The sequence below is a fragment of the Actinoplanes sp. URMC 104 genome, from assembly GCF_051386375.1.
In the GTDB taxonomy this organism is placed as follows: Bacteria; Actinomycetota; Actinomycetes; order Mycobacteriales; family Micromonosporaceae; genus Actinoplanes.
In genome coordinates this window covers 56357-75395 of the sequence record NZ_JBPQTO010000001.1, presented here as the reverse complement: position 1 = coordinate 75395, position 19039 = coordinate 56357, and the positions used below count along the sequence as shown (strand labels likewise).

Annotated in this window: 22 protein-coding genes; 9 read left to right on the top strand and 13 right to left on the bottom strand. The window is 70.4% G+C overall.

The window, feature by feature from the left end; translation table 11 throughout:
• Positions 1-229: 229 nt before the first annotated feature.
• The 13 genes from ACSNN8_RS00490 to ACSNN8_RS00430 all read right to left on the bottom strand — a co-directional run bounded on the left by ACSNN8_RS00490 (position 230) and on the right by ACSNN8_RS00430 (position 10331).
• Positions 230-448, bottom strand: coding sequence for a hypothetical protein (locus ACSNN8_RS00490; protein WP_436646089.1), 219 nt, complete (start codon positions 446-448; stop codon positions 230-232).
• Complete coding sequence (locus ACSNN8_RS00485; RefSeq protein ID WP_436646088.1) at positions 445-831, bottom strand: hypothetical protein; 387 nt, start codon at positions 829-831, stop codon at positions 445-447. Before ACSNN8_RS00485 ends, ACSNN8_RS00490 begins: the two co-directional genes overlap by 4 nt.
• Before the next feature lie 2 nt (positions 832-833).
• The gene (locus tag ACSNN8_RS00480; RefSeq protein WP_436646086.1) at positions 834-1040 is read right to left on the bottom strand and encodes a hypothetical protein; all 207 of its coding nucleotides are present in this window, start codon (positions 1038-1040) and stop codon (positions 834-836) included.
• On the bottom strand, positions 1037-1846 hold the full coding sequence (locus ACSNN8_RS00475; RefSeq protein WP_436646084.1) for an SGNH/GDSL hydrolase family protein: 810 nt from the start codon (positions 1844-1846) through the stop codon (positions 1037-1039). The genes ACSNN8_RS00480 and ACSNN8_RS00475 overlap by 4 nt, the downstream gene beginning before the upstream one ends.
• Positions 1847-1896: 50 nt before the next feature.
• On the bottom strand, positions 1897-2061 hold the full coding sequence (locus ACSNN8_RS00470; protein WP_436646082.1) for a hypothetical protein: 165 nt from the start codon (positions 2059-2061) through the stop codon (positions 1897-1899).
• Positions 2062-2346, bottom strand: a complete 285-nt coding sequence (locus ACSNN8_RS00465) for a DUF3263 domain-containing protein (RefSeq protein WP_436646080.1) — start codon at positions 2344-2346, stop codon at positions 2062-2064.
• Complete coding sequence (locus tag ACSNN8_RS00460) at positions 2334-3380, bottom strand: hypothetical protein (protein WP_436646079.1); 1047 nt, start codon at positions 3378-3380, stop codon at positions 2334-2336. The genes ACSNN8_RS00465 and ACSNN8_RS00460 overlap by 13 nt, the downstream gene beginning before the upstream one ends.
• Positions 3377-3736, bottom strand: coding sequence for a hypothetical protein (locus ACSNN8_RS00455; protein WP_436646078.1), 360 nt, complete (start codon positions 3734-3736; stop codon positions 3377-3379). Before ACSNN8_RS00455 ends, ACSNN8_RS00460 begins: the two co-directional genes overlap by 4 nt.
• Positions 3733-4023: a hypothetical protein gene (locus ACSNN8_RS00450; protein ID WP_436646077.1), complete on the bottom strand. Its 291-nt coding sequence runs from the start codon at positions 4021-4023 to the stop codon at positions 3733-3735. The genes ACSNN8_RS00455 and ACSNN8_RS00450 overlap by 4 nt, the downstream gene beginning before the upstream one ends.
• A 169-nt stretch (positions 4024-4192) precedes the next feature.
• The gene (locus ACSNN8_RS00445; RefSeq protein WP_436646075.1) at positions 4193-4495 is read right to left on the bottom strand and encodes a hypothetical protein; all 303 of its coding nucleotides are present in this window, start codon (positions 4493-4495) and stop codon (positions 4193-4195) included.
• A gap of 184 nt (positions 4496-4679) precedes the next feature.
• A complete protein-coding gene (locus tag ACSNN8_RS00440) occupies positions 4680-7238 on the bottom strand; it encodes a hypothetical protein (RefSeq protein WP_436646074.1) in 2559 nt (852 codons plus the stop codon).
• Between the two features lies 1 nt (position 7239).
• A complete protein-coding gene (locus ACSNN8_RS00435; RefSeq protein WP_436646072.1) occupies positions 7240-8862 on the bottom strand; it encodes a hypothetical protein in 1623 nt (540 codons plus the stop codon).
• A gap of 14 nt (positions 8863-8876) precedes the next feature.
• Positions 8877-10331 carry a hypothetical protein gene (locus ACSNN8_RS00430; protein ID WP_436646070.1) on the bottom strand — a complete coding sequence of 485 codons (1455 nt, stop codon included), beginning with the start codon at positions 10329-10331 and terminating at the stop codon, positions 8877-8879.
• Between the two features lie 271 nt (positions 10332-10602).
• On the opposite strand from ACSNN8_RS00430, the gene ACSNN8_RS00425 reads away from it, so the two are divergent.
• The 9 genes from ACSNN8_RS00425 (at position 10603) to ACSNN8_RS00385 (ending at position 19037) form a co-directional block, all read left to right on the top strand.
• Positions 10603-10857 carry a helix-turn-helix domain-containing protein gene (locus ACSNN8_RS00425; protein WP_436646068.1) on the top strand — a complete coding sequence of 85 codons (255 nt, stop codon included), beginning with the start codon at positions 10603-10605 and terminating at the stop codon, positions 10855-10857.
• Positions 10858-11086: 229 nt separating this feature from the next.
• Positions 11087-11752, top strand: a complete 666-nt coding sequence (locus ACSNN8_RS00420; protein WP_436646066.1) for a hypothetical protein — start codon at positions 11087-11089, stop codon at positions 11750-11752.
• A 505-nt stretch (positions 11753-12257) separates the two neighbouring features.
• Complete coding sequence (locus ACSNN8_RS00415; protein WP_436646064.1) at positions 12258-13070, top strand: ParA family protein; 813 nt, start codon at positions 12258-12260, stop codon at positions 13068-13070.
• Complete coding sequence (locus ACSNN8_RS00410; RefSeq protein WP_436646062.1) at positions 13067-13999, top strand: ParB/RepB/Spo0J family partition protein; 933 nt, start codon at positions 13067-13069, stop codon at positions 13997-13999. Before ACSNN8_RS00415 ends, ACSNN8_RS00410 begins: the two co-directional genes overlap by 4 nt.
• 126 nt (positions 14000-14125) lie before the next feature.
• Positions 14126-15112 carry a hypothetical protein gene (locus ACSNN8_RS00405; protein WP_436646061.1) on the top strand — a complete coding sequence of 329 codons (987 nt, stop codon included), beginning with the start codon at positions 14126-14128 and terminating at the stop codon, positions 15110-15112.
• A gap of 74 nt (positions 15113-15186) precedes the next feature.
• Positions 15187-15582, top strand: coding sequence for a hypothetical protein (locus ACSNN8_RS00400; RefSeq protein WP_436646060.1), 396 nt, complete (start codon positions 15187-15189; stop codon positions 15580-15582).
• A 145-nt stretch (positions 15583-15727) separates the two neighbouring features.
• Positions 15728-16366 (top strand): hypothetical protein, encoded by a 639-nt coding sequence (locus ACSNN8_RS00395; protein WP_436646059.1) that lies wholly within the window; start codon positions 15728-15730, stop codon positions 16364-16366.
• 596 nt (positions 16367-16962) lie between these two features.
• Positions 16963-18138: a hypothetical protein gene (locus ACSNN8_RS00390; RefSeq protein ID WP_436646058.1), complete on the top strand. Its 1176-nt coding sequence runs from the start codon at positions 16963-16965 to the stop codon at positions 18136-18138.
• On the top strand, positions 18135-19037 hold the full coding sequence (locus ACSNN8_RS00385) for a hypothetical protein (RefSeq protein WP_436646056.1): 903 nt from the start codon (positions 18135-18137) through the stop codon (positions 19035-19037). The genes ACSNN8_RS00390 and ACSNN8_RS00385 overlap by 4 nt, the downstream gene beginning before the upstream one ends.
• Positions 19038-19039: the final 2 nt, after the last annotated feature.

The following is a 19039-nucleotide window of genomic DNA, read 5'->3' as shown; positions in this document are numbered from 1 at the left end:
TCAGCGTCCGGGCAACCATGCCGACTGCCGCGAGTCTGGCTCACATCTGCCCTGCTCCGGGCAACTATGCCGACCGCCGTGTGACGACTTATCCACAGCCGGGCGCGTCAGCGGCGACGAAAAAGGCCGGGCAACTATGCCGACCGGGCACGGCAGCATAGTTGCCCGGCCAACGCCGGCGGTACGAGCTCGTGTCACCCGGTCTGCGCGGCGAAAGCCGTCCGGGCAACTATGCCGACCGGCGGGCTGCTGCCCACTCGGCGTCGCGCGGGCAGGTCAGGTCCGGCGGCGCGAACCGGCCGCACCACGCCCCGCACTCGGGGCATGCCGCCTGGTTGGCGTACGGGTGGAACATCAGCGTGCCGGGGCACCAGTCCCCGCCGGCGTGGTCTCGGTCGTTCGCGCACGGCCGCTCGAACTCGACGCCGTACGGCTCGCCGTTGCTCACCGCCGCCGCCGCCGGTTGTCGTCAGAGGGGATCTCGATGCGGCCCATGTGCTGGTACACGTCGCGGTCGTGGCCGAACGCCTGCGCGACGACCTCGCGGGCGTGCTCGCGGCTGGTGAACAGGAACGTGCCGGGCGGGACCTCGCCGTGTCGGGCGCACCGCCACACCGGCTGCTCGGGCGGCCCGCCCCAGTAGTGCGGGAACTCGAGGTGCCCCCACCCCATCTTCGGGATCAGGGTGAACACGACCACCGTCCACCCGTCGGCCGTCTCGACGTACTCGGCCGGCCGCTCGGCGCGGATCTGGACGGGGCGCGGCCGCGGCGGGGCAGGCCGCTGCTGCAGCTGCGTCTCGCCGCCGAAGATGTCCATCTGGAATGACACGATCAGGCTCCGCTCGGCTCGACGCTGACGGCGGCCTTCTCTCGGTGCTCGGGGCGGGTGCAGTAGTGCTTGCTGCCCTTGATGAGCCAGCCGAAGTGGCGGGCGTCGTCGAGGGCTCGGGCCTTCGTGTTGGCGTAGATGGCAGGCTCGCAGTCGTAGGGGCCGGCGGCGCCGTCGCAGCGCAGCTCGTACTCGACGTAGAAGGTCATGACCGGTTTCCTGTCAGGAGAGCCGCGCGGCTGACGCTGCGCGGGGCGGGGATGAACGGCTTCTTCGCGGCTGCCAGCCACATGGCTTGGCCGGCGGCGTTCGGGTGCACCCCGTCGGGGACGAGGGCCTTGAGGCCGCGCTTGTCGGCGGCGATCGGGGTGGCGGCGTCGATCAGTGGCCACCGCTTGCCCGTGGCGAGCCGGCGCACCACCGCCTGCCGGGCCTTGTACGCGTTCACCTGCGCGGGGGTCTTGGACGGTGCGCCTTCCGGGTTCTGCAGCACCGGCATGATGCCCGCCTGGTAGGTGCTGGCGAGCCGGTTCGCGAGCGTGGCGAACGACGGGTAGGTGGAGCCGGTCTCGTTGTGGCCGTACGACAGCAGGAACAGGTCACCGCCGTGGCCGGTCAGCTTGCCGAAGCGGGTCGCGTCGAGGGCGTACGCGGCGGTCTTGGACGGCACGCTGCCGTTGAAGATCCGCAGGACGGGGCCGCCGTTGCCGGGGCGCAGCACGTGGATCGGGCCGTACGCCTGGGTGGTGGCGTTGAACAGCCGGTACTCGGTGCGGTAGGTGGGCCAGGTCGCGGCCAGCCACACCGACAGCCGGTAGAACCATTCGGTGCTCTCGTTGCCGGTGGAGTCGCCGAGCAGGGTGATCGTGACGGACTGCCGTGCGCGCTGCGGGCCGTCGAGGACGCCGGCGGCGGTGGTGCTGGCCGTGGCCGGGGCGGCGCACGCCGAGCTGGTGGCGGCCAGGCCGAGGGTCAGGAAGACGGCAGAGACGGTGAGGGGGGTCCGGAACCGCAAGAGGGTCTCCTTGGTCAGCTATTCAGTTGGGTCGTGCCAGGGGTGGGTGCTCAGCGGCCGCTGCGGGTTCGGCGCGCGGCTCGGGAGCGGTAGGTGCGGGTGTGCTCGAACTCGCCGGTCTGCCGGCGGCGGTCCTTGAGCGGGGCGACGGCGGCCAGGGCGACCGCGCCGAGCAGGATGGCGCCGAGGGCGACAGCGATCAGGTGGACGGCCATTCAGGTGGACTCCCAGTAGGGGCGGCGCGCCTTGGTGTGGGCGGTCATGGTGCGGTCGAGGCGGCGCACGGTGACGGGGTCGTAGGCGAGCGCGGCCTCGGTGCGGATGAGCTGGCGGAGCTTGGCGAAGTACCAGGTGGCCGGCATCTGCAGGGCGTGGACGGCGTTGAGCAGCTGCGCCTCGTCGGGGTAGTCCGCGGCGAGGTCGAGCATGGAGCGGTCCTGGTCGGTCAGCTCGTACTTGGCGGGCGCCGCGATCTCGGCCGGGTCGATCATGGGTTCCATCGTTCGACTTCCTCCTCGAGGGCGTCACCGGATCCGGGGATCGCGGTCGCGGACAGCAGCGCCGCGGCGGCCGCCGGGAACGGCTCGGTAGGGGCGGCGTAGCGCCACACCCGGGGCGCGGGCTTGCCGCCGCTGGCCAGGCCGGTCGGGCACAGCACGGCGAGGTAGAGGCGGCCGACGATGATGCGCAGCGGCGCCGTCATGCTCGCGGTGGGGAACCCGGCCCGGTTGAGCCAGGCGCGGATCTCGGCGTACGCGGCGTCGGCGGCCACGTCGCTGGTCGGGATCGGCACGACGTAGCCGTGCAGCAGGCTCAGCTCGATGCCCGGCTCGTCCCAGCCGGGCAGCTCGACCGGCTTCTTCGCCAGGCGGCCGGTCTTCTTCGCGGCGGCCGCGGGCGCGGTCGCCGCGGTAGCGCGGGTGCGTTTCTTCCTGGCCAGCGGCACCGGGTCCGGCGGCCAGTACATCGGCGCGCTGGTGGTCAGGTCCGGATCGGTGGCGATTGTCTGCACGGTTCGGCGGGTCTTCCAATACGGCGAGCAGGGCTTGCGGCCGGTGAACCAGCCGAGGATCTGGTCGACGCGGCCCGACAGCAGGCAGCAGGGTCTGACGAGGTAGACGGCGTGGCCGAGCTTGAGCATCTTGGTCAGGACGCGGACCTGCTCAGGTTCGGGGCTGCGGTCCATCCGCTTGAGCTCCATGAACAGGAATCGGTCAGCCCACGGGCCGCGCTCGAGCAGCGGCTCGGTCCAGGCGACCCAGTCCGGCCAGCCTGGGGTGTTGTTGCGGGAGTCGTTGACCCGGTTCCAGTCGACCGGGTAGAAGTCCCGGGCGAGTGGCCGTATCCGCTCGTCGAGGCAGCCGTAGTCGCGGTTGCGCTTCTCCGCCATCTCGTAGGCCGGCTCCCCCGCCTTCACCAGCTGGGGGGCGCCGGCCTTGCGCGGGGTGAGAACGGGCGCGTAGTCGCATCTGCACGCGTCGGGCTGCTCGGGTGACCAGAACGCGGGCGGGACCGCGAGCGTCGGGGCCGTCATCGGGCACCGCCGATGGCGGGGGCGAACGGCTGGTCGTCGGCGCGGTCGTGGTTGCGCCAGGTGCCGTCGCAGTTGTGCGAGCCGACCCGGGCGCAGGCGGGGCGGGTGGGCTCGAAGTCGAGGTAGGTGACCTCGGCCCACGGCACCTTCACCACGACCGGGCGCCGCTCGACGCCTTCCGGGGTGACGCCGCCTCGTACGGCGAGAATCTGCAGCTCGCCGGTGCCTTGGGCCCAGGCGTCGAGCATCCGGCGGGCGGCGGGCACGGCGACGCGGTTGATGATGTGCACGCCGCGGTCGTGGGTGGTGCGGTAGAGCACGGTGACGGTGGTGACCGCCGGGGCGGCGGCGCTCATCCGACTGCCCCGGTGTAGGGCTTCCCGACGTGGGCGCCGTTGTAGAGGTCGACGGGCACGGCCTCGCAGACCTGCCCGTCGGGCATCTTCACGCACACCTCGTAGTCGCCGGTCGCCTTCACGTACTCCTTGGACACGACGGTGCACGAGGCGGTGCCGGCGGGCGCGCAGTCGGTGAGCGACGCCTTGGGCTTCCGGCCGTGGTCCCCGGCGTCGGCGGGGCACCCGGCGAGGGTGAACGCGGCGGCGACGAGGGCGGCGGCCAGAGCGAGGGGGCGGACGTTCATGGTGATCACTCTCCAGAGTGGTCGGTGCAGTAGGGGCGAATGATCATGTCCGGCACGGGCGGGGGCGGCGTGATCCGTTCGGGCATGGATTCATGGCCGGGCGCGGGATTCCACCGGATCTTGTGGACGGCCATTCGGCAGCTGCGCTCGAAGAAGGCGCGGTGGCCGGTCACGCGGCGGTGTTCTGCCTCAGCTGGGCAGGGTCGATACCGAGGGCCTCGCACAGCCAGCGGCCGTCGTCGGCCGGGGCCGGCGACTTGGGGGTGGCGGCGGCGTAACGAGCACGCGCCATCCGGTAGGGGTGCACCCGTTCGGCCAGGATGAGGACCAGCCCGACGAGCTGGGCGGGGCCGAGCTGGTGCAGTGCCGTCCGTACCCGGTCGGTCTGCCCGGCGACGACGTGGTCAACGACGGCGTCCGCGACCCGGGTAAGCGGCGGCCACCGTCGGTCGCGGCTCGTGGTTTCAGGCATGGCTGGCCTCCGGTGGGCGCCGCGGTGCCTCTCCGCGTGCCCTTCGGCGGGGCCCCGTCACCAGCTCCCAACAGGTTCGGGGGCGTCAGCGGACCGATCCGCTGACGCCCCCGATCTTACCCGAGTGCCGTTTGATATGGAACTTGTAGGAGAGTGCTAAACGGCACCTGGCCCAGTGCGTGAGCTACTCCTGCTCGCGCAGCTTCGCGCGGCCGTGCTCGGTGATCGCCCACCGGCCCTTCGGGTCCGCGCCCGGGCCCGGGCCGAACGGCTGGAACACCCACTCGGACTCGGCCATCCGCTTCAGCCGCTTGTCGATGGTCTGGATCGACACCTCACCCTGATGGCGCTCCATCACCGTGTTGAACTGGGCGTGGATCTCGCTGACCCGCAGGCCCCGCTCCCCCGCCTCCGCGATGATCGCCAGCATGAGCAGGGACTGCCGCTTCGGCGTCGGCGCCGCCTCGCTCACCTCGCGCTTCTCGCCGGCGGCAACGTTCGGAACGTGCGGCTCCGCGGCGGCGACCGGCAGCGTGTTGAGCCAGGCGTGGAACTCGGCCTCGTCGAGCGGGGCACCGTCCTCTTCCTGCTGCCCGCCCCGCTGCCGGTCGGCCTCCTGGTCCCACGCCGCGGCGTCGTACTCGGGCGGCTCACCGGCCAAGCGGCGGCGCTCCGCCTCGTCAGCGGCCGCCTGCAGATCCTGGAGGTTCTGCGCCAGCGTGGCCTGATCGTCGGCCAGTGCACGCGCGGCGCGTCCCAGCTCCTTCATCCCACCTGATCCCTTCATCGTTGACTTCGCGGCGGTCGCGTTCACGGCGCCGGCCGGGACCGGCTGCGGCTTCACGTGGCCGCTCTCGTACTCGTCGGGGAACATCAGCGGCAGGACGATGTCCCACCGGTTCTCCCAGAAATTGGTGACGGTCACCGTGCCGTCCTCGTTGTCCGTGACGCCAGGCTTGCCGCGGAAGAACTTGATCGCCTCCTCGTCCACGTCGACCACCCGGGGCGCGTTGAACACGTCCCTGGTGATCTGGTCGAGCTCGGGTTGCCACGGCGCGCACTTCTCGGCGATCTGCGCGACGTGCTGCTCGACGGTGAAGTCGTCTGTGCCGTCGCCCATCATGTAGTACTTCTGCAGGTAGGGCGGGTTGGTGCCCGACTTCACGTACGACATGCCGGGTCGCTGTGCTCGCTTGATGTCGGGCAGCTCGCCCCACCCGAGGAACAGGCCAGCCTCCCGTTCCTTGGTCGGCCGCAGGATGATCCGGTGTTCCGACAGCGACGCGATGTTCGTGGGGATGAACTCGTCGACGCCGCGCAGACCGCCGAACAGGCCACGTGTCAGCGCGGGCCGTCCCTGCCCCCAGACCTGCCCGAGGTTTTGCCGGGTCAGGTTGCCGAGCAGGCTGCCATCGCCGTACGCGCCGCCCTCGTCGACGCGGGCGTACAACTCGATCACGCCGCCCTCGGCCGGACCGCGGCCCAGCTTGAGCATCATGTTGCTCATGAATCGGGCGTGGCCACTCTTACGCGCACCGACAGCATCGATCAGGCACTCACTGACGAACCACGAGATCGCCTTGTTCGGGCAGGTGATGCCGATCGCGGGTGCCGGGACCGCGGCCATGCGCTCCGGGTCACCGGACATCTGCGCCCGGAACCACGGCTCGACGTACGGCCGGGACATGCCCATCGACAGGTCGAAGTCGATCAGCATGCCGTCCACTGCGGTCGCCACGAACACGCCCATCTCGTTCTCGGCGCCGGTCTTCCCGGAGTCCGGCTCGCCGGCCAGCACGGTGCCGTAGCGGTGCACGTTGATCGCGGCGATCGTGCCGTCGGTCTTGACGCCCAGCGGCATCGGGTCCTTCATGCTGTGCGGCTTCACCAGCTCCCACGGGAACGGGTAGTTGTGCACGAACGCGTCGTGGGTCTGCACCTTGGCGATGAACGAGTTGCGGCCGGTGTTGCCCTCGTCGACTTCGACGCCGCAGCCCTTAGGCAGGCCGAGCCAGCTGGCCAAGCTCTTGAGGTTCGAGATGTCCTCGTACGTCTTACCCGGGGGCAGGTCACCGTCGATGGTGAAACCGTGCGAGCGGCCGTTCTGCTCGGGCCACGGCACCAGACCGTGGATCTTCGCGCCGCCGACGAGCACCTTGCGCTTCGCTCCGGTCAGGGGGTCGATGACCGGCTTACCCGTCTGCGGGTCGTGCACCTCGACGTAGCTGCCGATCCCTTGGGTCGCGGCCAGCGCGATGCGGAACTGCCGCGCCTTCTCGTCGTTGACGTTGCCGGCCATCGCCTCCTGCGCGATCCGGCGCGCCTCGGCGGCGGCCCGGTCGGCGGCCCGTACCTGACGGAACGCCATCGTCCCGGCGGTGATGCCGCCGAGGACGACCAGGACGACGCCCAGGTACCAGTTCTCGGCGTTCGCCCACCACACCTGCTTGTGCGTGCCGAACGGCAGCTCCTGCTCGTGCGTGCGCACCCACATCGACCAGCCGCCGGCGGCCATCCAGCACAGCAGCCGCCACACCGCCGCGCCCTTGGAGTAGTCCTTCGCCAGGGCCATGCAGAAGGCGACCAAGCCGACGATGTTCGCGGCGACCGGCACGTACCAGACCGGCGACTCGAGCGCGTCAGTGATGGAGGTCGCGGCCAGGGCGGCGACCGTCGCGGCGATCGCCGCCGACCACGGCCCGTGCTTGGCCGAGGTGTCCAGCTGCAGGGGGCGGCCAGCCATCTCAGGCACCTCCGTTCACGCCGCCGTTGGCCGACTGGTCCCACATCTGCTCGTTGGCGTGCTGCGGGTTGCGCAGCTTGTCCAGCTGCTCCCTGTGGATCTGCTCGGCGGTGCTGTTGACCGTCTTCATGACGTTCGCAGCGTTGCCCACCGACGAGGTCGCGTTCGCCATGGTGGCCAGCACAGCGCGGTGGAACGGCATCCGCTGGTATGCGATGCTCTCGATCCGCAGGATCTCGGCCATGATGTCGACGGCCTCGGCCAGGTCGTGAGCGTCGTCGACGACTTCGAGCATTCCCGGGCGTGCCCCGGCATTGGCGCGGCGCTTGGCCTCAGCGAGCGCCGCGTGCATGTGGGTGAGGATCGCGCTGTTACCGCGGCGGCGGCGTCCGGTTGACATGGTCTTTGCTCCGTTGCTGGTGGGCTGGGGGGCACTGATTGGCTGGATCGGCGTTTTCGGGACGCTGATCGGCTTGCTGGTCGACTGGGTGTCCTTGCGCGGCTGGGGCGCGTTCGGGTCCTGACGGATGGTGTTCGCGACCCGCTGCTTGGGCGGGTCGTTGCTGGGCGGCTCGGGCGGGGTCCACTTCCACAGCCGGATGAGTCCGCGGCCGGCGCGGCGGATCCCGTACGCGCCGAGACCGGCCAGGGCTGCGCCCCAGCCCCGCCACGGGCTGCGGGTGCGGCCCTTCTGCGCGTCCTTGCGGTGCTTCTTGCGGGCCCGGCGGACGGCCTCGGCGGCACTGGACGCCCCTTTCGCGCCGTCCAGCCCGTAGCTTCCGGCCCGCAACGGCGCGGCCAAGGCCCGGCCGACCGTGCTGGCCGCGCGGCGGGTAGCGCCGGGCGCGCCGCGGCCAGCACGGTGCTTGCCGGTCTTACCGGCACGGCTGGTCGCGCCGCTGGCCTGCGGGCTGCCCGCGCCGAACAGTCCCTTGCCGCCGGTCTTGCCCACCCCGGTGCCGCGGCCCTTGCCGGTGAGCAGGCCGGCGCCCTTGCCGGTGAGCAGACCGGCACCCTTGCGTCCGGCGCGGGAACCGGGCGAGCCGACCGCGCCAGCGGCCGAGGTCTTCCGGCCCACTCCCCCGGCTGCTCCCTTGGTCGCGCGAGGGCCGACGCCGCCGCCGAGCGAGCTCAGCGCACCGAGCAGCCCGCCGCGGCGGCCGCCGCCGACACCGCCGCTGCCGAACGCGGCGCTGCGCCCGCCGCCGCGGCGACCGGCGCGGCCGTTCTTGCCCCGGGACACCTTCGCGCCGACGCCGAGCGCGGTCGCGGCGGCCGCGCCACCACCAAGCCACAGCATCTGCGACGGGGTGGCCGCCTGCGCGATCATCGGCACGAGCGTGGCGAACGAGCCTCCGCCGATGGTCAGCAGCGGCGCGGCCGGCACGAGGCGTTCCTTGCGGGCGGCCGGGACCTTGTCCTGCTTCGGCTCGCCCTGGTCCTTGGTGACGCCGCCGGTCTGGATGATCGGCTGCTCGTCGTCGCCGACGCCCAGCGGCAGGTCGATGTCGGTGTCCTGGGCCGGCGTGTGTTCGGGCTGCTTCGGTGCAGCCTCGGTGGTCTTCTTCGGGGTGTCCCCGGCGGCGCCGGTGTCGGAGCTGGTGGTGTGGGGCTGGGCGGTCATCCGGGTGCCTCCCTTCAAGCGGCGGCGGTTTTGTCGTGCAGCGGAAGGTCGCGGAGTTTGTTGACCAGCACCATGAGCCGGTACTGGGTGCCGCTGCCGACGATGCCGGTCGCGGTCTCGATGTCGGCCTTGCTGAAGTCGTCCTTGCGGGAGTGCCAGCGGCCCTTGTCGAAGTCTGGGTGGGTGATGATCCGGACCAGGTACTTGAGGTCCTTGTCGGCCTCGGCCCGCAGCGCCGGGTCGGTGATGACGGGCAGCCCGTCCATGGGCAGCTCGGACTTGCCAGCGGCGGGCGACACCGGGGCGTTGGCCGGGCGCTCCTTCGGCTTCTCGGCCTGCGGCTGCGGCTCGACGACGACCGGGGCGGGCTGCGGCTTCGGCGCGGCGTAGGTGACCTCGCCGATCTCGATGCCGGTCAGATCGACCAGCTCCTCCCCCAGCCGCCGGTCGACCTCACGCCACGCGGTCAGCTTCGCCTTGCGCCTGGCCTGCTTCCGCGCCCCGTTCTTGCGGCCGGCCACCGCGAGCTCGGCCATCAGCCGGTCATCGAACAGCGTCAGCCACAGGTCCGCCATCTTGATCGCCAGAGCCCGCTCGCTGGTGGGCTTGCCCTCGGCGGCCAGCTCGGCGACCCGCCGCGGCAGGTCCTTGCGGGACACGATGATCTGCGCCCGGATCGCCGTGCGCGGCGCCGACAGCATCAGGTCCGACAGGATCAGCTTCGGCCGGGCCGCAGCGCGCCGCTCGGCGGCGATCTCCAGGTCGACGTAGTCGCCGTACAGGTTCAGGAACCAGATCAGCATCAGGATGCCGCTGGCCCCGGCGAACAGCAGCGCACCCTCGTGCTGGGTGTTGGTGAACATCGAGTAGCCGCCGACGCCGAACCCGGCGATCCAGTACGGCCACGGCGACCGGTTCTTGTAGGCCGCGCGAAGACCCCGGGCCAGCAGCACGGCGACGGACAGGTCGAACAGGGCAGGCGCGAAGTACGGGGTGATGTCGTGGCCGAGCAGCCACAGCATTTCCACCGCGCCCTGCGCCTTGGCGAAAAGCACCTGGCCGACCGACGCCATCACAGCGACCAGTCCGCTCAGGATCGTGAGGCCGAATCCGCCGAGCAGCCGGACGGATAGCGGCATCACCTGCTCGCCGTTCTCCTGCTTCTTCACATCCGCCGTTTTCGGTGTCCGCGAGAAAAGCGGCCGGGCCGGACGGCGAATACCGGTGTGCTTGTGCACGACGACCTTTCGGATCGTGCGGCGCGGGGCGGGTCGGCGGGTCTCGGTCTCGGAGACCGGAGACCGCAGACCCGAGACCGGACGGGAGGCCGCGCGGGTCTCGACGGTCTCGGCCGCGCGGTCGGTCTCGGTCAGGGTCTCGGCGATCGCGGCCAGGGTCTCGGAGACGGTCTTCGGAGACTCGACGGAAGTCTCCGGAGTCTCGACGGAGTGGGTCTCGGTCTCGGGCATGCGATCATCATGCCACAGGTTTTGCAGGTTTTGCAGGTTACATGGAGACTCGGGTGGAGACCCGCAGGTCAAAGCACCGAGACTCGCCGAGACCGAGACTCATCCACCAAGATCAAGCCGGTCTCCGGGAGACTGTCCAGCACCGGACTCTCCCCGCGGAGAACGTCTGGGAGACTGCGTGTCCACAACCGCATTTCGCCGAGGGGGGCTCGACGTGCAGAGGGACGAGGGCGGGCCACCGCCAGGGCCAAGACGACGAGGCCCCCTGCCGATGCTCCACCCGGACGGCACCATGCGCCTCGAGCCGGCCGCCGAGCTGCTCGGCATCTCGGTGCGCACCCTTCACTCCTGGATCGACGACGGCGTCATCGAGGGCGGCCGCCGCTTCCCGCACCGCCCCGACTCGCACCGCTACGTCGATCCCGCGGCCGTGGTGAGGATGCTGATCGACAAGGGCCAGCGCAGCCGCGTACCGGCCGAGCTCGCGCACCTCATCCCCCCGGATCAGCCGCCGGCGGCGACCTGACCGCGCTCCCCCGCAGCCGGTAACTCTGCGTGGATCTATCCATCTATCCATCACGTATCTCAACCCCCGCCACGGCGGGGGTTGAGTCGTTTCCGGGCACGTAGACCCCCCCTCCCCGCGTACCGGTGGGGGTAGGGATGGATAGATGGATAGATCAACGCAGCGTCACCGTTCTTAGGTGCACTGGGATGCTGATCCCCGCGCAACACTGGAGTTGTAAGGTCGCGTCATGGGCACCCCTGACGACGACGATCCCCTGCTCTACATCGACCAGGTCGCCGAGCTGCTCGGCCGAAAGCCTTCTACCTGGCGGGCCTACGCATGGCGCGACGAGAAGCGCGTGGCCGAAGGCAAGCCCCGCCGCGTTCCAGCGCCGGACGACCCAGACTCGGACACCCCGAAGAACCGGCGCCGACCACGGTGGCGGCGCTCAACGATCGAACGATGGCGGGACAACCGGCGTCCCGGACGCCGCACCGACCTCCCCCGCCAAGCCGCTGAGCTGCGCGAACTATACGAGAGCGAGCTGGCGGTCGCGCCCTCCTCCAGGGCCGCCCGGCGCACGGCCTGGCTCGAGGCTAACCACGCGGCACTGCGGAGGGCCGCAGAGCTGTTTGCTGACGAGCGTGACGAACTGCTGCGCCACGTCCCAGTGCGGCTCCACGACCAGGTCAACGAGGCGCTCGACGCCAGCGACCAGCACATCGCCCAGAACCCCTCCGCGACGTTCGCGGCGGCCGTCTGCCAAGTGCTGTGGTGGCTGCGCCCGGACGGTCCGGTGCAGCTGCCGGCCGGAACCGAGCTGGCCGCCATGGTGCGGCGGTACGGCGCACTGCGGGACGGCTACGAGTCGGTCCGCGAGACCCGCAGCTTGCCGGGTCCAGAGGGCCGGTAGTCGGGTCTCGGCGGACGGTCCACGGTCGGTCTCCCCCGGCGCTGGTCTCCGTCGCGGTCCCCGCGTCGGTCTCGCCGCGTGCCGCCGAGACCCGACGTACGGGTCTCCGCGGTCTCCGAACGCGGGTCTCGGTCTCGGGTGCCGCCCGGGCTCCGGAGACCCGACCGGTCTCCGTCGTGCGCGACGTCCGAGACTCGACACCACCCGAGACCCAGCCGTCGAGACCCGCTACTGACCCAGCGGCCGCGGTCCCGGCCGGGTCTCCGGGTCTCCGACTCGCCGGTCTCCGAGCCTTACGGTCGAGACTCCCCGGGTCGGTCAGCTATGTCCGCGGACATACCCCGGGTCGTGTCGTCGGCCCGAAGTATGTCCGCGGACATGATTACCCGTCGCGAGTCGCACTGTGCGAATGGAGGAATCGCAGCGCGGCGGGCGTGATCGTGGGCGTGCGCGACCGATATGGTGCGCAGCAGTTCCCACACACATCATCAGGATCGGAATTTGCATGAGGCGTATTGCTGTCGCGAATCAGAAGGGCGGGGTCGGGAAAACGGCGACGACGCTTAACGTCGGCGCCGCACTGGCCGCGTCGGGCCGCCGGGTGCTGCTGGTCGACTTCGACCCGCAGGGCCACCTGACCGACGCTCTCGGTTTGCCGAACGCGGTCGAGCCGGCGACGTTGAAGCGCGCGTTGATCGGCGAGTGGTCGGGGGAGCTGGGCGAGCTGATCGTCGAGTACCGGCCGAATCTGCACGTGATCCCGACCAACCTCGACATGGTGTTGCTCGAGCCCGACTTGTACGGCGGGAAGGTTCGCAACCGCGAGCACCGGCTGCGTCGGCTGCTCGACGCCTTGGACGACGCGTACGACTACTGCCTGATCGACTGCCCGCCCGAGCTGGGCGCCCTCACGGACAACGGTCTCGTGGCGATCAGCCGGCGCAAGGGGGAGACGGCGCGTACTGGTGGCCTGCTCATCCCGGTGCAGGCGGAGGATTCGTCGCTCAACGCGCTGCGGCTGCTGTTCACGCAGATCCGCACCATGGAGGAGGAGATGGAGCTGGCCGTGGACATCATCGGCCTGGTCATCAACCTCTACGACAAGCGCCGCGGCCTGATCGCCACGTCGACCCGTGACGCTTACCTGGCGATGGAGGAGGTCGACGTGGTGGGGGAGATCGGTGACCGCACCGCGATCCGCGAGGCGTGGCGGTTGAAGCTGCCGGTCATCGAGCACGAGCCGAAGGCGGACTCGTCGGTGGCGTACGTGGCGCTGGCGAAGCGGGTGGACGACTACTTCGCGGAGGTGCCCGCATGAGCAAGACGCTGCCGCCGCCGAACACGTCCGTGGCGACGAACGCCCTGTCGCGGCGGTTCAGCATCGACGAGCCGGACGAGCGGCCGGCGCAGCGGGGGAGTGCGGCGCCAGAGCACCCGACGTCGATCTCGCCTCACCTGATCGCGCCGAACCCGTTCAACAAGCGGCGCATCGACCCGGGGTCGAAGGACATCCGCGAGCTGGGCGACTCGATGGCGACCGGGCAGATCCAGGCGTCGACCATCGCGACGCGGGCGGCGTTCCTGCGGATCTTCCCCGAGCTCGAGGAGACGATCGGCGATGCGCAGTACGTGCAGCTCGCTGGCGGCCGCCGGCGAGCCGCCGCGATCGTCAAGGGCATCGACCTGGACGTGCGGGTGAAGGACGAGTTCGCCGACTCGCCTGAGCGGTGGAAGGCCGCGACCGCGGTCGAGAACCTCAAGCGCCAGGACTTGGACCTCATCGAGGAGGCCGAGTCGGTCGCCGAGGTGTTCGAGGCGTGCGGCCGGAACCAGTCGGCGGCCGCGCGCGAGCTGGGCCACGATCAGCCATGGGTGGCGCACCGCCTGAACTTGCTGAAGCTGTCGCCCGAGGCGCAGGAACTGATCCGCCAGCATCGGCTGCCGATCCGCGAGCTGCGCGGGTCTCTGCACAGCAAGGCGGAGAAGGAGCAGATCGAATACCTGCAGGAGGTGCTGCGGCTGCGAGGCAAGCTGACCGCGGCGGCCGCGGAGCCGGCCGAGCCGGGGGAGACGCCTAAGGTGCCGCCCGTCCCTGCGCAGCGCGCCCAGCGGCCCAGTCCGATCGACCGGGCGGTCGCGCGCTTGGGCAAGACCCCGGTGGAGGTGGGTGCCAATTTGGCGCAGCGGCTCGACGCGGACGCCCGGCGTGTGGTGGCGGCCGCGCTGCTGGAGGGCTTGGACAGGTAAGCGCGCGTTCCGATCGCATGGGGGTCCGGCCGGGTGGCCGGGCCCCCATTGCTTTGCCCTGCCATCTGACCAGGGTAACCACCGACTAGTTGCATACCAAAGGGCAGGGGGTATAGCTTGGTTGGCATGACCCAAACCCTCCCTGCCACCGACCTGCAGCCCGGACTCGCCCTGCGATACGGGCGCATCCCCAACGAGCTGCTCACCTTCCAGTACGCGTTCGAGCCGGCCGAGCCGCCCGCCGCGACCTACGGCTGGTACGTGCACGAGTTCCTCGCCGCCGGCGTCGAGCTGGACGAGAACAAGCTGCCCTACGAGCCGAACAGTGAGCGCGGCCGCCCGGCCGACAAGGACGCGCCCCAGCTGGCGTTCCGGCACCTGGAGCACGCCGTCGAGCGCGCGGCCGAGCAGTACACCACCACCGACGTCGCCGTCGCGGGATGGGACGTCGTCGAGACCGACGTGTGGGGGGCCACCGTGGTCGTCCCTCGCCTCGAGCAGCGCCGCTCGACGGTGACGCTGTGGTTCGCCAACGGGGAGCGCCTCGTCGTGCCCGGCATGCGCGGCGCCGACGCCCGCCACGTGGAAGGCACCTTCCGTGCGGGCGTCACCGCGCTCAGGCTGCCGGCAATCCCCACCGAGCACGGAACGACGAATCGGTGGGTCAGCGCCCGCCAGCTGAACATGATCGACGTGGCCGAGCAGTCCACGCCGATCAGCATCGACGACCTGACCGGGCAGCTGACCCCCGCAGCGGAGACGCTGCGCCGCGCGATGAGCGACCTGTCGATGGTCGAACGCGGCGGCGACGTGTGGGCGGATGACACTCCCTGGCTGGCCTGGGAGGCGCTCACCGCCTGGCGCGACAAGGGGCCGAGCCCGACCGGGACGTTCTGGTGGAAGACCCACGAGATCAGCAAGGTCCTGTCCGCGATCGACAAGGCGCAGCGCGCCGCCGGCGGCTGGGTGTGGAACTGCGACGCACCCGTCTCGGGCTACCGGTTCGTGCCCACCGAGCGGTGGGAGCGGCTGGTCGCGCTGCGCAAGGAGCTCGCCGGGCCGGACGGCCTCAACCATGTGACAACCGAGCAGCTCGAGGCGCGGGTCGCCTGAACTGCTGGACTGCGGCGCCCGATCGGCCACCAGCTGGCCCGGGCGCCGCTTGGCATCTGCGAGGAGAGGAACCGATGAGGGACGTTGACGCGCGGACCAAGGTCGCGATGGTCCTGGCCGTGACCAACGAATGGATCACCCAGCTCGAGCAGCAGCTGGCCGCGGCTGGATGGCGTACGCAGCGGCGCGACCCCGGCGAGCTGCCGAAGGTGACGCCGGCGGTGCTGATGGGCGCGGTCAAGGGCGCCGGGTCGGTGTCGGTGCTGCTGCGCGGCGACCTGGCCGTGGTCGCCGTGGTGATCCGGCGGCGGCCGCTGTCCGAGCACCAGGCGCCCGGCGACGGTCACGAGCCGGGCTGCCAGTGCGGGGAGGTCGACTGGCGCGCCATGTTCACCGGCACGGCCCCGCCGAACGTTGTGGCGGCCGTGGCTGCCCTGGCAGCGCATGACCCTGACGACCTGGGTGTGTGAGCATGGCCGAACACCCGACACGCGAACCGCCCCCAACAAGTTGCATGCCTTTCCAAAGGTGGAGTAGCGTTGCGGAGCGACGGGTGATCAACACCCGGCACCTGCCACACGAATCAAGCCCCCGACCTGCGAAGAGAGGCCGCCGATGGCCCCGAGGCTCGCCGTAGCGCTACCGCCACCGGCCGAGTTCAACCCGACCCCGCGACCTGTCCGGCTGATCGAACGCGACCCCAGCCGCCGGCAGGCCGACCAGTGGTTCATCGTCGAGGACCCCAGCCGCCGCGAGACCGCCGCCGAGCGCGAACAGCGCTACCTCAGCGACGACCGGCGGATCACCATGGCGGGGCTGCACGTCATCTCGCAGCGCCAGTACGCCACCGTCAAGAAGCTGAACATGCTCTCCGGGATCTGGCGGGACCGGCTGCGTGACATCTCCCCGATCGACGAGGAGGACTACGACCGGCTCGTCGAACAGCGGATCGCGCTGGCCCGCGCCGGCCGGGACGCCGAAGCGGAAGCGGTCGCGGCCGAGCTGCTCAAGATGGACAAGCGGCGCGAGGGCTCGCCGTTCTTCGCCGAGATGGAGTTCCTGCGCACCAAGCTGACCGGTGCGCTGCCTGAACCGATCAAGGACGGATGGTCACCGACCTGGCCGGTGGGCAAGGCCATGCGCGCCTGCCGCCAGCTCAAGTGGCTGGACGCCTGGTACGAGCCCGTGCTCAAGCTGCCCCCGGGAAAGGAGCGAGGCACCAGGAACCGGCCAAAAGCCGCCGGGCAGGGCTGACGTTGTAGCGAATTTGCACGCTTACTGCAAGGGACCGAACAACCGATCGGCCTCTGTACTTGACGTTTGAACGGTCGCGCGAGCGCCGTGTGAGCTCAACTGGAAGCGATCAAGGCATTACGATCGCTGACCTACGGACTGATCCGGTCCAGGGAGCGTTCCCAAAGGCCGGAGAAAGTCCGGGCCCCGCTCTCGACAAGCGGGGCCCGGTGTGCCATCTCGTAACACCCATGCGCGGAGGCAAGTGCGCGAGCAACAACCGAAGAGAACAGGAGGTGAGCCGGGCGATCAAGGGGTCAGTGGGAGCCGACCTAGATCGCGTTGCGTGACAAACAGAGTGAGTGTCTACCGACTTTTCGCAGGCTGACGAGCTGTCAAGCACTGCTTCCCATGCATTCAGTTGTTACCCCAGAGTGCGAGGGCATGCCCATGCTAGCGGATAGGACAACGCGTGTCCTATCCCTTCATGGTCACAACATGCACCGCACCGGGGGTTGCGCACCTTAGAGGGAGCCGACCCACCCGATGAGCACCACCAGCATCAAGACCTCAGGCATTCTCCGCATCGATAGCGACCGCACCGCGGCGGTGGCCGCATGAGCCTCGCCGGGATGATGTGGGGCGCGAAGGACGCCCCGGCCGCCAACGTCGAGGAACGCGCCATCCTCGTGATCATGGGCGACGAGGTCGACGGCTCGGGCTGCGGCTGCTGGCTGTCCGAGGACACGATCGCCGAGCGCGCTCTGCTTTCGCCTCGCACGGTTCGCCGCCGCTTGGCCGACATGGAGGAGCGCGGCCTGATCGCTCTGGGCGACCAGCGACTCGTGCAGCACATCCGCTCGGACCGCCGCCCGAAGGTCCGCGACTTGATGATCCCGTACTCCTGGTTCCCGAACGTGGAGAACGTCAACAAGGAGCGCCTGGGCAAGCAGATGGACGCCTTGCGCCCGGAGGACCGGCCCGATCTGCCGCCGGCCGAGGCTCCGAAGCGTCGCGCGGATGTCGGGAAGCCGAAGCCGCGCAGGCAGAACGACGGGGAGACTGCGAGTCCCCTCGCGAATAGGGACGAGGGGACTTCAAGTCACCCCATCAATTCGGACACGGGGGGACTCGTGGACCGCGACGGGGGGACTGCAAGTTCACAGCGGGGGGTCTCAGAGTCCCCCAACCCTGTTATTGACCCTCTAACTACTAACCCGGGTTCCGTACCTGCTTCGCAGGTACGGCGCGGCAAGGCTTCGCCGAAGTCCTCGACGACTGCCGAGCAGCCGCCCCTGTCGGAGGATCTGCCCGACCCGGCTGAGACGGAGCAGGCGAAGGCGAAGGCCCTCAACGACTTGGCGACTGGCACCGGCCGGGAGTGGCTGGCGAAGCGTGAGTCGTTCGGCTGCCCGCTGGTGTGGCGGGGCACAGGCGACCCGATCGTCGTGCTGCGCAACATGCTGCTGCCAGCCTTGAAGGCCGGGTACAGCGAGACGGACGTAAAGCGTGCGCTGATGTGGGCCGACCGGTCGGTGCCGACCCCGGACCGTTTCGAGGCCGGGCTGGTGCAGGTCCGCCAGAACGGTTGGCGCCCGGCGAAGGACTGGAAGCCCGGCGCGGCGCAGACCCGCCAAATGCGGCCCGGTGATCGGGGCTTCGGCCGCGACGTGAACGCCCATTGGGGCCGCCAGGACGGCGCTGAGGGCACCGAACGGGATCTCGTGGGGGTCGGGGCCACCCCGACGGTCAATCCGAGCGCTCCGGTGCAGACCGAAGGGGCGGCGTGGTGAACGAGGAGAAGGCGCTGGACCCGGAGACCGGGCAGCCGATCCGAGGCGGAGCGGGCACCCACGCCCGGCACCTGATGCCGGGCTTGCTGACGCCGCGCGGCCGGATGGCGGAGGTGGTGCGCCGCGCGTTTCAGGAGGGCGTGGAGCACGGCCGGGCGCAGGCCTTGGCCGGCGAGCTGACCGTGGACAACGGCGACGGGACGACCCGCACGGTGTACGTCCGGCCAACGGTGGACGTGGAGCAGCGCGAGGACGCGGCCCGCACGATCGAGGAGCTGCGGGTGGAGAACCGGAAGAACGCACTGCTGGATCTGCTGCCCGACGAACGGGCGGTCTGCGTGAACGGTCTGGCCGTGCTTGAGGCGGATCAGCACGCCGGGGAGATCCAGGGGTGGCTGAACGACCCGAACCAGCGGACGCTGATCCTGGCCGGTCCGACCGGCAACGGGAAGACGATGGCGGCATACGCCACGTGCGGTCAGGCCGCTCGGTGGGGCGCGATGACGACCGGCCGGGACGGGTCCGTGAAGCGGCGACCGCTGCTGGTGCGTGGCTGGGAGGTCGACGCGTACCTCCAGGCGCTGCGGCCGGACGGGTCACCGGAAAAGGCGTGGCAGGTCCGCAAGCGGGCCGAGGACGCCGAGCTGCTGATGATCGATGACCTCGGCGCGGAGATGGACACGTCGCCCACCGAGTTCGTCCGCAAGGAGCTGAGCACGCTTCTCGGTGCCCGGCTGGAGCGCGCGGGCGCTCGGCAGGTGATCACGACGAACGTGGAGTCGTCGGTCATCAAGGATCTGCTGGGCGCGCGTATGTGGTCGAGGCTGCAGAAGGACGCGACTCTGATCAGGTTCACCGGCCGGGACCGGCGGGTGAACAGCCGCGAGTTGAGCTGGTAGCG

What these genes read in the sequence shown, in the direction of transcription:
- ACSNN8_RS00480 (WP_436646086.1), bottom strand. Translation starts at nt 1,040, where the DNA reads ATGACCTTCTACGTCGAGTACGAGCTGCGCTGCGACGGCGCCGCCGGC.
- ACSNN8_RS00470 (WP_436646082.1), bottom strand. Translation starts at nt 2,061, where the DNA reads ATGGCCGTCCACCTGATCGCTGTCGCCCTCGGCGCCATCCTGCTCGGC.
- ACSNN8_RS00465 (WP_436646080.1), bottom strand. Translation starts at nt 2,346, where the DNA reads ATGGAACCCATGATCGACCCGGCCGAGATCGCGGCGCCCGCCAAGTAC.
- ACSNN8_RS00460 (WP_436646079.1), bottom strand. Translation starts at nt 3,380, where the DNA reads ATGACGGCCCCGACGCTCGCGGTCCCGCCCGCGTTCTGGTCACCCGAG.
- ACSNN8_RS00455 (WP_436646078.1), bottom strand. Translation starts at nt 3,736, where the DNA reads ATGAGCGCCGCCGCCCCGGCGGTCACCACCGTCACCGTGCTCTACCGC.
- ACSNN8_RS00450 (WP_436646077.1), bottom strand. Translation starts at nt 4,023, where the DNA reads ATGAACGTCCGCCCCCTCGCTCTGGCCGCCGCCCTCGTCGCCGCCGCG.
- ACSNN8_RS00445 (WP_436646075.1), bottom strand. Translation starts at nt 4,495, where the DNA reads ATGCCTGAAACCACGAGCCGCGACCGACGGTGGCCGCCGCTTACCCGG.
- ACSNN8_RS00440 (WP_436646074.1), bottom strand. Translation starts at nt 7,238, where the DNA reads ATGGCTGGCCGCCCCCTGCAGCTGGACACCTCGGCCAAGCACGGGCCG.
- ACSNN8_RS00435 (WP_436646072.1), bottom strand. Translation starts at nt 8,862, where the DNA reads ATGACCGCCCAGCCCCACACCACCAGCTCCGACACCGGCGCCGCCGGG.
- ACSNN8_RS00430 (WP_436646070.1), bottom strand. Translation starts at nt 10,331, where the DNA reads ATGCCCGAGACCGAGACCCACTCCGTCGAGACTCCGGAGACTTCCGTC.
- ACSNN8_RS00425 (WP_436646068.1), top strand. Translation starts at nt 10,603, where the DNA reads ATGCTCCACCCGGACGGCACCATGCGCCTCGAGCCGGCCGCCGAGCTG.
- ACSNN8_RS00420 (WP_436646066.1), top strand. Translation starts at nt 11,087, where the DNA reads ATGGGCACCCCTGACGACGACGATCCCCTGCTCTACATCGACCAGGTC.
- ACSNN8_RS00415 (WP_436646064.1), top strand. Translation starts at nt 12,258, where the DNA reads ATGAGGCGTATTGCTGTCGCGAATCAGAAGGGCGGGGTCGGGAAAACG.
- ACSNN8_RS00410 (WP_436646062.1), top strand. Translation starts at nt 13,067, where the DNA reads ATGAGCAAGACGCTGCCGCCGCCGAACACGTCCGTGGCGACGAACGCC.
- ACSNN8_RS00405 (WP_436646061.1), top strand. Translation starts at nt 14,126, where the DNA reads ATGACCCAAACCCTCCCTGCCACCGACCTGCAGCCCGGACTCGCCCTG.
- ACSNN8_RS00400 (WP_436646060.1), top strand. Translation starts at nt 15,187, where the DNA reads ATGAGGGACGTTGACGCGCGGACCAAGGTCGCGATGGTCCTGGCCGTG.
- ACSNN8_RS00395 (WP_436646059.1), top strand. Translation starts at nt 15,728, where the DNA reads ATGGCCCCGAGGCTCGCCGTAGCGCTACCGCCACCGGCCGAGTTCAAC.
- ACSNN8_RS00390 (WP_436646058.1), top strand. Translation starts at nt 16,963, where the DNA reads ATGAGCCTCGCCGGGATGATGTGGGGCGCGAAGGACGCCCCGGCCGCC.